General features: G+C 45.9%; 12 protein-coding genes. All 12 read right to left on the reverse strand.

Features of this window, described 5'->3' with window-relative positions; translation table 11 throughout:
• Nucleotides 1-131: 131 nt before the first annotated feature.
• Nucleotides 132-989 (reverse strand): pyridoxal-phosphate dependent enzyme, encoded by an 858-nt coding sequence (locus JFU01_RS08170; protein WP_195856537.1) that lies wholly within the window; start codon nucleotides 987-989, stop codon nucleotides 132-134.
• A gap of 79 nt (nucleotides 990-1,068) precedes the next feature.
• Nucleotides 1,069-1,950, reverse strand: a complete 882-nt coding sequence (gene hslO / locus JFU01_RS08175; RefSeq protein ID WP_195856538.1) for an Hsp33 family molecular chaperone HslO — start codon at nucleotides 1,948-1,950, stop codon at nucleotides 1,069-1,071.
• 226 nt (nucleotides 1,951-2,176) lie between these two features.
• Nucleotides 2,177-4,324: an ATP-dependent zinc metalloprotease FtsH gene (gene ftsH / locus JFU01_RS08180; RefSeq protein ID WP_195856539.1), complete on the reverse strand. Its 2,148-nt coding sequence runs from the start codon at nucleotides 4,322-4,324 to the stop codon at nucleotides 2,177-2,179.
• Nucleotides 4,325-4,389: 65 nt separating this feature from the next.
• Nucleotides 4,390-4,923: a hypoxanthine phosphoribosyltransferase gene (hpt, locus tag JFU01_RS08185; RefSeq protein WP_195856540.1), complete on the reverse strand. Its 534-nt coding sequence runs from the start codon at nucleotides 4,921-4,923 to the stop codon at nucleotides 4,390-4,392.
• 105 nt (nucleotides 4,924-5,028) lie between these two features.
• Nucleotides 5,029-6,447 (reverse strand): tRNA lysidine(34) synthetase TilS, encoded by a 1,419-nt coding sequence (gene tilS, locus JFU01_RS08190; RefSeq protein ID WP_195856541.1) that lies wholly within the window; start codon nucleotides 6,445-6,447, stop codon nucleotides 5,029-5,031.
• Between the two features lie 91 nt (nucleotides 6,448-6,538).
• Nucleotides 6,539-6,997: a S1 domain-containing RNA-binding protein gene (locus JFU01_RS08195; RefSeq protein ID WP_195856542.1), complete on the reverse strand. Its 459-nt coding sequence runs from the start codon at nucleotides 6,995-6,997 to the stop codon at nucleotides 6,539-6,541.
• A gap of 17 nt (nucleotides 6,998-7,014) precedes the next feature.
• The gene (locus JFU01_RS08200; protein ID WP_195856543.1) at nucleotides 7,015-7,467 is read right to left on the reverse strand and encodes an FtsB family cell division protein; all 453 of its coding nucleotides are present in this window, start codon (nucleotides 7,465-7,467) and stop codon (nucleotides 7,015-7,017) included.
• Nucleotides 7,468-7,543: 76 nt separating this feature from the next.
• Entirely contained in the window at nucleotides 7,544-7,825 is a 282-nt protein-coding gene (locus tag JFU01_RS08205; protein ID WP_013669260.1) for an RNA-binding S4 domain-containing protein, read from the reverse strand.
• Nucleotides 7,826-7,834: 9 nt separating this feature from the next.
• Nucleotides 7,835-9,460 (reverse strand): putative polysaccharide biosynthesis protein, encoded by a 1,626-nt coding sequence (locus JFU01_RS08210; RefSeq protein ID WP_195856544.1) that lies wholly within the window; start codon nucleotides 9,458-9,460, stop codon nucleotides 7,835-7,837.
• A gap of 2 nt (nucleotides 9,461-9,462) precedes the next feature.
• Nucleotides 9,463-13,008: a transcription-repair coupling factor gene (gene mfd / locus JFU01_RS08215; protein WP_230086967.1), complete on the reverse strand. Its 3,546-nt coding sequence runs from the start codon at nucleotides 13,006-13,008 to the stop codon at nucleotides 9,463-9,465.
• A 21-nt stretch (nucleotides 13,009-13,029) separates the two neighbouring features.
• On the reverse strand, nucleotides 13,030-13,593 hold the full coding sequence (gene pth, locus JFU01_RS08220; protein ID WP_195856546.1) for an aminoacyl-tRNA hydrolase: 564 nt from the start codon (nucleotides 13,591-13,593) through the stop codon (nucleotides 13,030-13,032).
• A 468-nt stretch (nucleotides 13,594-14,061) separates the two neighbouring features.
• Complete coding sequence (locus tag JFU01_RS08225) at nucleotides 14,062-15,051, reverse strand: ribose-phosphate diphosphokinase (protein ID WP_060778693.1); 990 nt, start codon at nucleotides 15,049-15,051, stop codon at nucleotides 14,062-14,064.
• Nucleotides 15,052-15,071: the final 20 nt, after the last annotated feature.

A 15,071-nucleotide genomic window follows, 5' to 3' on the forward strand; every position in this document is an offset into this window, starting at 1 on the left:
TTTTCTAAATGCAAACTCTTTTTTCACTGTTGTTCCAGTCACAGGACCAAGAAGTCTCCGTCACTGATCCTTTCCTCACAGCCTTACAGTTGAGCTCGGAAGAGTGAGGGCGATTCCTTCCTCACATCCTTCTACCGCCCATTGGCTATGGTAACTACCTTATGCCCCCGGCCTAGGCGTTCGGCAACGGCAATCGCTCCGGTAATGGCTAGGGCTGATTGAAAGTCGACTTCAAGGCCTTCATTGACCTTTAGCCACTCTTGTTCTTGGTAAGCGCGGCTGTCTTGGACCCGGATAATCTCAGTAAAGAGACTGGTATCTAGGAGGGGGAAGTCGCTAGCCGCGTCGAGATCATTTAAGCTTGATTGACTACTTGCTTCCACAGCATAAATAGCGGTCTTATCCGATTTGTCTTTGAGGGCCCGGCCAACACCAGAGAGACTGGCTCCCGTTGATACTGCAGAAACAAAGGCACTCGGAGCTTTCCCGCCTAAGGCCTCAATAATTTCTGGCCCCGTAGTCAGCTGGTGGACCACCGAGCAGGCATAGTCACTATCAGGATGAAGCAAGAATGCTGCTTCTTTTTGTCCACTTTCAATGGCTGCTTGTCTTTGCTCAGTGATTTTGTCAGGATCGCTGAGAGGATGAATGGTCATACCGTATTCACGCAGGGCTTTCAAGTCAGCCTCACTGACCACTTCGTTGAGGAAGAAGTCGCCATCATAACCCTTAATAGCCGCTAGACAAGCCAAGGAACGAATAGTAACAAAGTCAGCGCAGACCACTAGCGTAGTCCCACTAGCTAGGTCGCCTTTTTCCTCATAGACTTCCAACATATTTAATAGGGAACGGTCTTTGATATGACCAGTGGGATTTTGTCTTTCTAATTTGACATAAACATCCGCTGCTTGATAAGGAACCGACCGCTGTAATTTAATCAATGGAGTCTCTCCAATGGTCAAGAGCAAATTGTCCAGTTTTTCTACCATTTTACACACCTCTTCATCAGCTTCTGGCATTTATTATTACCATTTTAGCATAATCAACTAAGCAACTAAAGGTAAAGGACTAGGCTTCAGCCTCCTCTAGAAGTTTTTCCAAGTCGTCCTTACTGTAGTGGTAATGACTATTACAGAAATGGCAAACGGTTTCTGCCTGACCATCTTCTTCAATAATGGCTTTGAGTTCCTGACTGCCTAGGCTGACTAAGCCCTTAGCAAAGCGTTCCTTGGTGCAGTCACAAGTAAAGCTTATCGGATGGGTAGACAAGATATTGGCTTGGCCTTCACCTAAGAGACGTTCAATAATTTCCTCCAGGCTGGCATGCTGACTGAGTAATTTAGTGATGTGAGGGAGGTCTTGGACCGTACGCTCCAAGCGGCTAATGGTTTCTTCACTCGCTCCCGGCAGGACTTGTAACATCCAACCGCCCGCCTTGTTGACTGATTCATCCGGATTGACCAAAATCCCAAGGCCAATGGCAGAAGGGATTTGTTCCGAAGCTGCTAGGTAATAGGTAAAGTCCTCGGCAATCTCACCCGAAACAATCGGGGTTTGTCCACTAAAAGGTTCCTTCAAACCCAGGTCCTTAGTGACTGAAAAAGTTCCTTCAGTGCCAACCACTTTACGGACATCCAACTTACCTTGGTCATTCAAGTCAAGAGAAACATGGGGATTGTCAATATAACCTTTGACCTCGCCCGCTCCATTAGCGGTGGTGACAATTTTTCCACCCAAGCCATTGCCCTTAATTTGAACCGACATTCTGGCATCGTCTTTAATATCGCCAGCTAAGAGCAAAGTCCCGATTAGAGTCCGTCCTAAAGCGGCTGTGGCTGCGCTCCAGGTATCATGGCGTTGGTGGGCGTCCTCCACTAAGTCACCGGCATCGATCACACTACAACGTACAAAACCATCTTTACTAATTGCTTTAATTAACTTATCTGTCATTTTTTAATTCCTTTCCTTAATGCCTTTTTATTATGCCTAAATCACCTATCAATAGCAAATGATTGATTTTATGGGTTCATGGCTAAATGGCCTTGAGCATCTGTTCTGCTTTTGAATTTGGGTCGTTAAAAAGCCATGGCAATGTACCAGACTCTCATTAATTTCTCATGAAAAAAGGACTGCGTCTTTTGGCGCAGTCCCGATTACTTAACCGATCAAGTTAAGTTTATTCTTGGTCATCATCATTTGATTCTTGGGAAGGGACATTGTCATTTTGAGTTTCATTTGCATGATCCTCATGACGGTCTTCCTCTGGAGAGCTAATGGTCTCTTCCTTGGAATCATCGACCTCTTTTTGAACCTTCTTTTGACGTTCAATTTGAGATTTCTTCAAGTTCTCTTTGGCTTCTTCATAAGAAATCGGTTCATTTTCATGACCACTTTGTTGACTTTCATCATCTGGTAAATGACCGTTCTCAAATAGACTCTTAATTTGTTTAGCATTTAAGGTCTCAAGTTTTAAGAGATGTTCAGCAATCACACGGACTTGCTCCTTATGCTGACTTAAGATATCTTTAGCTTCTTCCAAGGCTTGGTCCATGACCTTGCGGAGTTCTTGGTCAATTTTAGCTGCTGTTTCACCTGAATAGGATTTTTGTTGGTAAGGGTTGGTGCCTCTCATGGAGTGGTTTCCTTCATAAGAAATCGGACCTAATTCCTCACTCATCCCATATTCAGTAATCATGCTACGGGCTAAAGAGGTTGCCTGTTCAAAGTCATTGGATGCCCCAGTGGTCTGAGTATCAAAGAAGATTTCTTCTGAAGCACGTCCTCCAAGCAGCCCCACAATTTGTTCGTGAAGGTTTTTCTTGGAGTGCATGGTTTGATCTTCCTTAGGTAGCATCACTGCATACCCCCCTGCTTTACCACGAGGAACAATGGTCACCTTATGAACGACCCGAGCATCGCTTAAGACCATACCACAGACGGTATGTCCAGCCTCGTGGAAGGCGGTTACCCGGCGTTCTTCTAAGCTTGGTTGGCTGTTTGGTTTAGCAGGACCAGCGATCACGCGGTCTTGGGCTTCATCCACATCCACCATTTCGATTCTCTTCTTATCTAAACGGGCGGCCAATAAGGCGGCTTCGTTGAGGACGTTTTCTAATTCCGCCCCGGTAAAGCCTGGTGTTTGTTGGGCCACCACTTTGAGGTCGACATTTTGAGCTAGTGGCTTGTTGCGGGCGTGAACTTTCAGAATGGCTTCCCGGCCTTTCACATCTGGACGGCCCACTAGGATTTGGCGGTCAAAACGTCCCGGACGTAATAAGGCTGGGTCTAAGACATCAGAACGGTTAGTAGCTGAAATCACGATCACATTATCCTTTTCTTCAAAACCGTCCATTTCAACTAAGAGTTGGTTCAAGGTTTGTTCACGTTCATCATGGCCACCGCTTCCTGAAGCTGCGCCCCGTTGCCGACCAACCGCATCAATTTCATCAATGAAGATGATAGCAGGCGAATTTTTCTTGGCCGTATCAAACAAGTCACGCACCCGGCTAGCCCCGACACCGACAAACATTTCCACAAATTCTGACCCCGAGATGGAGTAGAAAGGTACATTAGCTTCCCCGGCTACGGCTTTAGCTAGTAAGGTTTTACCGGTTCCGGGAGGGCCTTCTAAGAGGACCCCTTTAGGAATCCGAGCACCAATATCGTGGTATTTCTTGGGAGCACGGAGGAAGTCAACCAGTTCCACTAGTTCTTCCTTCTCTTCCTCACAACCAGCAACGTCAGAAAATTTCACCCGTGATTTCTTAGAAACATCTTCTACCCGGCTTTTACCCATTTGCATGGGGTTGTTCCGTCCCCCACCTTGGGTTTGTGAGAACATCATATACATGATAAAAACGAAGAAGATTAAGGGAATGGCGCTCATGATCAAACTAATCCACATATTCGTTTGATCTTCCTCTTGGGCCACGACTTCGGTTCCTGAATCTTCTGCCGCTTGGTTAATGGCTGAGAGGGTTGAGTCATTAGGTAATACATGAACAATGAATCCCTTAGCTTGGTCGAGTTCAGTATTATTTAATATCGGAATATTATTGGAAGTTGATGACTCGCTTCCTTCCTTGTCTTCCCGGTACTTCCCGGTGATTTCATAGGCGCCTGCGCGAGGTTTAATTTGAACCGTTTCAATTTCTTTATCCTTTAGTTTTTGAATAAATTCGGATTGGTTAATTTCCTCTGAAGCAGCCGAATTTCCTCCTGACGAGAAGAAATTCACTATTCCTAGTAGCGCCAAGAAAATGACAATGATAATTAGACCACTGGAAAAAAAGTTATTGGGTCTCTTTGATCCTTTTCTTTGCATACATTAGCTCCATTTCTAATTTTAAACTAAATCGGTCTTATCCAGATAGGTAAGTATAACACAGATTAAGCCTGATCGCTCTTTAAAACCCCTACATAAGGTAGATTACGATACTTTTGCGCATAGTCCATGCCGTATCCCACTACAAAGGCGTCAGGAATTTCTTTGCCGAGGTAATCAGCCTCAACTTTTACCTGTCGGCGGTCAGCCTTGTTCAAAAATGCACATATTTTAACCGATGCAGCCTGGCGTTCTTTGAAGAGTTCACCTAGGTGTTCCAAGGTATAGCCTGTATCGACAATATCTTCTACCAATAAGACATGCCGGCCTGCCACTGAAGCCTCTAAGTCTTTGAGGATCTTAACGTCCCCGCCTGATTCAGTGCCATTGCCGTAACTGGAAACCGCCATAAAGTCCACTTCTAGGGGCACATTAATTTCTCGGATTAAATCAGCCATAAATAAAAATGATCCCTTAAGGATTCCGACCACAAGTAGGTCTTGGTCTTGATAATCTTTGGAAATTTCCTCGCCTAAGCGCTTATTAATGGCTCGGATTTCCTCCGTACTGATTAAGATATCGCTAATCTCTTGGTTCATGTATAGCCTCCGTGTTATATAAGTTCAATTATGTCCTTAATTGTAGCAAAAGCAGCTACCTGTCTGCAACATTTTCAGCCCTTTTAGACAATTTTTAAGGAATGCTTAGACTCGCTGAATTTGGCTAAAAGCTGCCTCCCCGTTCAGAGGATAGCGGTAGAGCCATTGTCCCTTTTGACTTAAGATCCCAAGGACCCAAGACTGACCTCGGACGATCAGCCATGCCGTCTGACGGTCTGCTTGAGCAATCTTCTCATTAATAAAGAAACGGCGGATTTTTTGCTGGCTTCCTGACGGGAGTTTGAGATAGTCACCAGCTTGCCGGTGGCGGATAGTCAGGGCTTGGTCACTTAGGGATTGAGGCAAGTAAAAGCTTCGGCTGGTGTCCTGAAGCTTTTCTTGACCAGCCAAAGTCCAGCTTAAGGAGAAGTCTTCTAGCTGAATCGCTTCTTTTTCTAATTCAAGCGGCCTCTCTGAAAGCTCTGGCCCGGTCTGATAGTAGCGAGCTGGGCTGGTTTTCAAGCGGATAAAGGCGGCCTGGTAGACCTTATCCAGGACATAATGCCCTGGCAAGGCCCATTGGCCCTGGGCAGCCCCCTGGTTAAGAAAGTCGACCAATTCCTCCATTCCCGTCCGAGTAAAGGCCAAGAGTTCTGGAATCTCACAGCGCTGAAAAATCATCTCCATTAGTAAGACTTGTTCCGCCTGAGAATACTGACCCAAGGCTTCCAGGTCGATGCGAAAACAGCCCGCTTCCTGGTCAAATAAGTTAGTCAGCAGCTGGTTGAGCTGGGGTTGGGCCAGGTCCAATAAGGCTTTGAGGTCGGTTTGAAAATGACGGAAATGTGCCTTGAAGTTAACTGATTCCCGCTCTAGATAGGGAATAATCTCTTGACGGAAACGATTGCGTTGGAAGTGCTTATCCCAATTGGTCATGTCTTCCTGGTAGGGAATCCCTTCTACTCTTGCTATGTCATATAAGCTGGCTTTCTCTACCTCTAAAAGAGGTCGGAGAATTTGGGCCTTGGGATAGGTGTAAAGCGGACTAAGGGACTCCATACCCTTAAAACTAGGTAAGTGTCCGCCATGGACTAGGCGCATTAAGCCGGTTTCTACCTGGTCATCACTATGGTGGGCCGTCACCAAACGCAAGGAGGCCTGGTCTTTGAGAATTTTTCCAAAGGCGTGGTAGCGGAAGGCCCGGGCTTTGGCTTCTACATTGCCAGCTAAATCAGCTCCATGCTGCCAAATACTCACCTTGAGATCCAAGTCGTGTTCTTGGCAATAGGCCACCATCATTTCCTGCTCGGCTTCTGACTCCAAACGCAAGCGGTGGTTAATATGGATGACAAAGAAATTTAGCCCATGAGTCGCTTGCAGTGTCTCAAAACACCTTAAAAGGACCATGGAATCCACGCCACCAGAAACCGCCAGGGCATAGGGCTTGTGACTAGCTAAATAGTCGCTATCTTCTGCCACTAACTTTTGGTAAATCATTTGGTCAAGTTGACTGAGCTCTAACATCTTCCACCTTCCTCATAAAAATAAAGAAAGAGGCTGTGACCAGCGTCATAACCTCTTGGTAAAATCTTTTTCTATTCTTCATCTCTTGTCATTAGCCGCGACGGCCACCGCGGCCACCACGTTTGCCTTCGGTATTACGCTTCAAGGAAGTTAAGCGATCATCACTTTCCTTTAAGAAATTATTCATCATGGCGTCAAAGTCACTGGTTTTTGCTTGTGGCTTACGGTCAAATTTCTTATGGCTATTGTTGGCCTTAGCTGGCTTAGGACCACTATTGCCATGCTTAGCATGTGCTTTGGGCTCAGCTTGCTTGTGATCCTTGGCGTCCTTCATGGATAAGGCAATCTTTCCATCGGGTTGAATTTTAGTGACAATCGCAGTCACCTCATCGCCTTTTTGTAGATAATCATTGATATCTTTAATATAGCTATCGGAAATTTCAGAAATGTGGACTAAACCACTGGTTCCATCACCGAGATCGACAAATACACCAAATTTAACAATTCCTGTAACCTTACCAGTTACTTTTTCCCCAACTTCTACGGTCATGAAAGCTTATGATCCTCCTAATTTTTTTCATTATTTACTTTGTTTTGATTATTTTGCGCTTCTAGGTATGCCTTGTTAAGACTTTTTGCCTTCATGGAATCATTATCCTCAGGAGTGGAGAAAATAATTTCGCCCTCTTTGCTGAGATAATATTGGGCCCGGGCTAAGCTCGCCAAGTAAGACTCATTATGCAATAAGGTCACTTGGTTCTTTAGGGAGTCAACAATTTCTTGTTCACTCTGTCTTTGTTGCTTAGCCTGCTCAGTTTGTTCGCTTAAGGACCGGGTCTTAATTTGGGCATGGAAGACGCCAAACAGACATAATAGGGAGCCTAGTAAACAAAAGCCTAAGAGCGAGCGCATGATTAAGTCATGCCATTTCTGTTTCTTAGTATCTTCTTGCTCCTTCTTGCCAGCGTAGCGTGCAATGGAAGTAATTTTATTCTTATTTTCCTTGCCTTGGTCGCCCATCTTTAGCATCCTTTCACAAAATAGTACCCTTCCTATTGTACCTTGCTTCTTTTAAAAAGTATAGCTCCTATTTCAATTAAAAAAATTCAGGTTCGCTAGCCTTTTCCTTCCATTCTTCATCGAGAATGGTATACATTTTGCTGGCGTCTTCTTTTTTAGTCGAATTTTCTAGGGCATCGACTCTCAAAGTCAGCCACTTATTACCAAACTCGATCTTAACCGTATCCCCCACTTCCAAGTTGGTCCCTGACTTGGCCGGCCGCCCATTGACAGCAACCCGACCTTGGTCACAGGCCTCTTTGGCCACGGTACGTCGCTTAATAATTCGAGCAACTTTTAAAAATTTATCAATTCGCATAGACTCTTCCTAACTCTCCTTATTTTTGATCCAATATTTAGCCAAGGGAAGCTCTTGCCACTCAGCCGGATTAAGTATCGGGTATCTTCTTACTACTAATAATACGACACCTGCTCCCAAAAGGACAGCCAAGCCCACAAATAAAGTAGCAAAGGCCCGACCTTTAGGGAAATTTAGCCAAAAGAGCCAGCGCAAAGCCATAATGGCTAGCCACATGAGAAGAACCACTAGGCCAGTGTCTCTCAGTAAAATTCCCATTTGACTCTCGGTTTTAATCGAAAGGGGGATAAAATGGTGCATCAAAATCAGCATCATCACTAGGGCGAGTAAACTGGACCAGACGCCCCCCACTAGGCCAAAGCGGCTAACCAGCAAGTGGGCAAAGACCCCTTTAACTAATAATCCCAAGCCCAAGGCCATGGCCGAATAAAACCACTGGTTCTGGCCCAGGAAAATATTATGGTAGATCAATACCCAGCTGGCCAAGACAATCATCAGTAGATACTGTTCTAAGACCCCGCTGCCCTTAGCATCACTAAAGAGCATCACATTGAGTTCCGGTAAGATTGCCATTATCCCCGCCGTGACCAATAGACTAATAAAGAAAGTTAAGCGGCTAAAGCGAGCCGCCGCTTCCCTAAATAGAGCCTTTTGCTTTTTGACAAAGGCCTGGGAAAGCAGGGGCAAGTAAGAGGTCTGGAAGGCCAGGGAAAAGACCATGCCCAATTGAACAAAGGGCTGGCCGCGATCATAGACTCCCTTATAAACCTTAGCCAGTTCGCTATCCAAACCAAAATCCAGTAAACCGTCATAAAGGGTAAAAGAATCAATCAATTGAAAGAAGACCAATAAGGCTGAAAAACTACAAATCACCAGGCCATCGGTTACAAAGGTTCTTAAAATCTGGGGCCAGGTCAAGTGATAAGGCGGATCTTCAGCCAGGGCTCGACTTCTTTTCGATTCTTGGAATAGGCGCTGGGTGCCCCTGGATTGAAGCAGGGCCAGGATTAGGTAGCTAGCTGCCGTAAAACCAGCAATCCCAGCCGAGGCCATAGCCCAGGCCCCCATCTCATAGAGGGACCAGTCCTGACTAAAGCCCTGGCTATAGAGATAAGCCACCCCTAAGATTACCCCAACCCGGACCACTTGCTCGATCACTTGGGAGACGGCGGTATGCTTCATATCATTGCGGCCCTGAAAGGCTCCCCGAATGAGGAGGAGAAAAGGCATGGCTAAGAACATATAGGAAACGCTCCGAATCACCACTGCCAAGTTGGGATCAGCCATTCCCTGGGCTAAAAGCGGGGCTAGAAAAAAGGTCAGGCTAAAACACAATAAAGAAAAAATGACTACTAGGAGACTATAACGCCGCAAAAACAGGCGGCGGTGGGCCAGGTCAACCTGCCAGCTAATTTGTTTACCCACGTAATTAGGTAAGCCGCTCAGGGCGAAGGTCATTCCAATCCCATAAATGGGGTAGACTTGCTGGTAGACATAGAAGCCCGTGTCGCCCACTAGGTTTTGAAAGGGAACCCGGTAAACCGCACTGAGAATCTTAGCGATAATGCCGGCCAGGGTCAACAAGCTGGCTCCCTTTAAGGCTTGTTGATTGCGGCGGTTTTTACTCGACACCATCCCTAGTCCTCCCCTTCCACTTGGTCAGCATCCGCCTTTAAATCCTTACTGAGCTGGGTTAAGAATTGGAGGAGATAGTCTAACCACTGATCAGTTGAGAGGTCTTTAGTGTTTAACTGCATGACTAATTGGTCATTAGCCATTTTGATTTGTAATTTCATGGGGATATCTTCTAAGGCTTGGAAAATGAGCGGAGTCAATTGGCTAGGGTCTTGTTGCTTGGTAAAGACCAGCTCAATCGCCTTCCCCTTACGCGTGATTTTCTCTACCTCTATTGCAGTAGCATAGGACTTCATCGCCCCGACTGCTAAGAGCCATTGAACTTCTACCGGAGGCTCACCAAAGCGGTCCAATAATTCGTCATCCAAGTCCCACATGGCATCGACATCCTCCAGCAGGTTGAAGCGTTTGTAGATTTCCACCTTTTGATTTTCGTCCTGGATATATTCTGAAGGAATATAGGCGTCAATGTGCAATTCAATTTCTGTCGGTGACTGAGGCCGCTTGGCTGCCTTGCCTTGCTTCTTACGGATGGCTTCATCCAGCATCTGTTGAAAGAGGTCATAACCTACCGAATTGACAAAACCGTGCTGTTCTTGCCCCAGGAGGTTGCCGGCTCCACGAATGGAGAGGTCGCGCATGGCGATTTTGAACCCTGCCCCTAATTCAGTAAAGTCTTTGAGGGCGGTCAGCCGTTTTTCGCTGGCCTCATTGAGGGCCTTGTCAGGCCGGTACATAAAGTAAGCATATGCTACCCGGTTGGACCTGCCTACCCGGCCCCGTAATTGATAGAGGGTCGATAAGCCCATCCGGTCAGCATCCTCCACTAAAAGGGTATTGACATTAGGCATATCAATCCCCGTTTCAATAATGGTGGTAGTGACTAAGACATCGTCATCTCCGGCCAGGAAGTCCATTAAGACTTCCTCTAATTGATTCGCATGCATCTGGCCATGGGCAATGGCTACCCGGGCTTGGGGGACTAATTCCTCAATAAAGTTGGCCTTTTCTTGGATATTTTGCACATTATTAAAGAGGTAAAAGACTTGACCATTGCGGGCTAATTCACGTTCAATGGCATCCCGGATCGCCCCATAGTTTTGTTCCATGACATAGGTCTGTACCGGAAAACGGTTAGCCGGTGGCGTTTCAATCACACTCAAGTCCCTAACCCCCATCATGGACATGTTCAAGGTACGAGGGATCGGCGTTGCCGTTAGGGTAAGGACATCGACATTTTTTCGCAAGGCCTTTAATCTCTCCTTGGCCTTGACGCCAAAGCGTTGTTCCTCATCAACAACCAATAAACCCAGATCTAAGAACTTAATATCCTTGGATAGGAGTCGGTGGGTACCGATCACTAGCTGGACACTGCCCTCTTTTAAGCCCTTAATGACATGCTTTTGTTCGGCCGGGCTCCGAAAGCGGCTCAATAAGTCTATAGTAAAGGGATAGTCCTTAAAGCGCTCTAGCATGGTTTCATAGTGTTGCTGGGCTAAGACAGTCGTTGGCACCAGGAAGGCGACTTGCTTACCGTCTAGCATAGCCTTAAAGGCAGCCCGCATAGCAACTTCAGTCTTTCCAAAGCCCACATCCCCAACGAGGAGACGATCCATAGGTTTTTCTTTTTCCATGTCGGCTTTAATTTCCTGGATTGAGCGAAGCTGGTCATCGGTTTCAGGATAAGGAAATTCGTCTTCAAAGGCAGCCTGGTCTTCGTTGTCAGGACTAAAGGCATGACCCTTTCTGGTCTCTCTTTCTGCATATAAGTCCACCAAGTCATCAGCAATATCTTCGATTTTTTTGCTGACCCTTTGCTTGGTTTTTTGCCATTCGGTTCCGCCCATTTTGTTGAGTTTAGGGCTCTTGCCTTCAGCCGAGACATATTTTTGTACCAAGTCAATTTGGTCAATGGGGACGTGGATAGAGGCATTATCAGCATAGACGATACTGAGATAGTCTTTGTGGTTTCCCGCTACCTCGATGGTCTCTACCCCAACGAACTGACCAATCCCGTGGTTCACATGGACCACATAGTCGCCGGGTTTTAACTCTTGGTAGCTCTTCAAGCGTTCAGCGTTAGAAAGGTTATTAGTATTTTTACGACGGCGGCGCTTGGCCTGGTCAAAGAGGTCACTTTGAGCTAAGAGGACCACTTGACTGTCCACAAATTCAATCCCGCCCGACAGCTGGCCAGCAATTATATTAATGGCTTCAGGGATAATCTGATCTGCCTGGGTCAAGACTGCCTGAAAGTCCATGGCCTTGAGGTCTTTTTCTAAGTCGCGGGCCTTGTCTTCTTCTTCGATAAAGATCAGTAAAGACCGGCCCATTCTCAACCAGGCTTCAAATTCCAGCTTAATGGCTTCTTTATTATGGTAAAAAGGCGTCACCGTCCGAGTTTGGAATTGGTAGAGGCCGTCAAAGCGCATATTGCCGTAACCCTTCTGCCACTGGGCCAGGTAAAACTTCCGCCCCGAATAAGACATCACTTGGTCGTGACTATCTAAATAGATCTGGTCAATTGGGGGCAAGTGGCCAGCCTCCACCTTACCTTGAAGATAAAGGGCTGCTCGCTGGTCAATTTCCTGGGATAATTCAATCAACCGAGTCATATCATCCAAAACTAGAGTCTGCCCCTCTCCCACATAGTCGAGGAGGCTGCAGGAATCTGGATAGAGGATCTGACTAAAATAATGGGTCCGTTCGGTGGTTTCTCCAGCTGACCAGGATTGGATTTCATCCTGGAAGATGGCCTGGACTTGTTTTTTGATGGCTTCATCTTGGACTTTCTCAGCTTTTTCCTGGGCCACTTTTTCTAGATTAGCCACGCCAGCTTTTAGGCGGTCAGGGCTAAACAAGAGGTCCTTAGCCGGTAAGATGGTAACTGCTTCTAAGTCCTCTTGGCTCTTTTGGCTGTTAACGTCAAAAGTCGTGATACGTTCCACTTCATCGAAGGCTAAAGACAGTCGCAAGGGCTGGAAACTGGTTAGGGGAAAAAGGTCAACAATATCCCCACGGACACTCATTTCACCAGGTCGTAAAACGGCCTCTACCCGTTCATAACCTAAAAGCAATAGATCTGCTTTCAGCTGGTCAACTGCGAGTTCTTGGCCCCGTTGGATGCTTTTAACTAGGTGTTTCCACTCAGCCACAGGCGTCAGGGCGCGCTTTAAGCCAAAAATAGGGCTAATTAAGATCCCACTACTGTCTTCATCAAGTAACCAGTCTAAGGTCGCCAAGCGATCCCCCAGAGCTTCCGGGCTTTGAATGGCTAAGTCTTCAGCCACACTTTCTGGACTGGAATAGAGGTGGAGGTCGGCTTCTGGATTGAAAGTTTGCAGGTCTTCATAAAAACGCTCCGCCTGCAAGAGGTTATTGGTCAAGACCACGGTCTTTTTATCGGGATGGCTGGCTTGAATTTCAGCAATCATATAGGCCTTACTAGCCGCCTGTAAACCCAGGTAGAGAACACTCTGCCCCGTCCTCAAGGTGTTTTCTAGCTTGCTGTCAATAATTTTCTCATTGAGATAATTTTCTAAGTTCATTTCCACGTCTTTCTCTCTTTATTAGTTATTGAAACGATTCATAGTGTTTTCAAAGCTATTGCCCTCTAACCAGTAAGAAATGGCATCGGCTGCCGCTTGACTGCTTTCTAGCATCTTCCCCTGGTCTTCCTTAGAGAATTTTCCCAGGACATGGTTGACCACCGAACCCTTAGCTTTAGGATGACCAACGCCCAATTTGATCCGTTGAATGTCTTTAGAATTAAGCATTTTAATAATATCTTTCATCCCGTTATGACCGCCCGCGGAGCCCTTTTTCCGTAGGCGGAGACGCCCAGGCTCCATGTCCATATCATCATAGACCACCAAGAGATCTTCTAAGTCGATGTGGTAATAATTCATAAAGCCAGATACACATTGACCGGATAGATTCATAAAAGTAGTGGGTTTGACAAAGATCACCTGGTCATTAGCCACCCGGCGTTTAAAATAGACCCCATTGAAAGCGGAACGATCAAAGCTTTCATGGTAGCGGTAGGCCCATTCATTAAGGACAATAAAGCCAATATTATGGCGGGTCCCTTCGTATTCTTTTCCTGGATTTCCTAATCCAACCACTAACTTCATATCGATCATCCTTTTCTTTTTAACGCAACAAAATCTGTACACCGCCCACAGCGAGGGGGATGTACAGATGACTTGCTACTAGTAATTTTCTTCATTTTAGCGAAAAAAAGCTACCCTCACAAGTTTTTTCGCCTAAATGGAAATAGAGTGTGACAAAAGGCATAGGAGCCCTGAACCGCTGGAGCTAAAAGGCGAAAGAATTCTAACAGAGAATTCGTCGACCTTTAGTGAAGCGGACGTCAGGGCTGCCTTTTGGAACAGATTTGGACAGAGTGTGACAAGCGCATCAAAGAGCAAGATCGCTGGAAGGAGTTCGCAGTAAATCCTATAAAAGGATTTACAAGGACTTCTGAAGCGAACGCTTGCTCTGCGCTTGGAACAGATTTTTGATTGCATGCTATTAAAAAGAAGCTCGGACCTAAGTCCCAGCTTCTTTTCCAGTAAGATTATTCTACTTTAATTGCTTTACTAATCTTTGGCTTCCATTCCCTTGAATTGTTCGCGGAAGAGCGGACTCACTGATTTGTTATTTTGAATCCGATAGATAGCTTCAGCAATCAGTTCAGAAACAGATACTGTGGTGATCTTATCAATTTTCTTTTCCTCAGGGAGGTTGATTGAGTCGGTGACCACAATTTCATCAATATTAGCGTTTTCTAAACGTTCAATGGCTGGACCAGATAAGACAGGGTGGGTACAGCAGACAGTCACCGAAACAGCGCCTGCTTCTTCTAAGGCATTAGAAGCAGCGGTGATGGTGCCGGCGGTGTCGATCATGTCATCGATAATGATACAGTCTTTGCCTTTGACCTCACCAACAATATTCATGACTTCGGCAACGTTGGCACGTGGGCGACGCTTGTCGATAATAGCAATTGGCGCATCCAAGAATTCCGCCAATTTTCTAGCCCGGGTCACCCCGCCATGGTCAGGAGAGACAACGACAATGTCTTTACCTTGATAAAGGTCCTTATCAAGGAAGTAATTAGCCAGTAGCGGAGCTCCCATAAGGTGGTCCACCGGAATATCAAAGAAACCTTGAATTTGGCTGGCGTGTAGGTCGAGAGCGAGCACTCGGGTAGCGCCAGCATCTTCAATCATATTAGCGACCAATTTGGACGTAATCGGTTCACGTGGCTTAGCCTTACGGTCTTGGCGGGCATAACCAAAGTAAGGAATCACCACATTGATTTGATCAGCGCTGGCCCGGCGGCAGGCATCGATCATAATCATTAGTTCCATTAAGTTCTCATTGACTGGTGCAGAAGTCGATTGCAAAATATAAATATTATCCCCACGAATGGATTCTTCAATGTTAATGTGAATTTCTCCATCACTAAAGTGGTTAACATTTATTTTTCCCAATTCAATTCCCAAACAATCAGCAACCTTCTGTGCCAAGGGTTTGTTAGAATTTAATGAGAAAAGCTTAAAGTTTTTATCTTCATGTTCTGACATTGTCATAAGTTCCTCCTAAA

The sequence above is a fragment of the Aerococcus sp. Group 2 genome (assembly GCF_905125285.1).
GTDB lineage: Bacteria > Bacillota > Bacilli > Lactobacillales > Aerococcaceae > Aerococcus > Aerococcus urinae_E.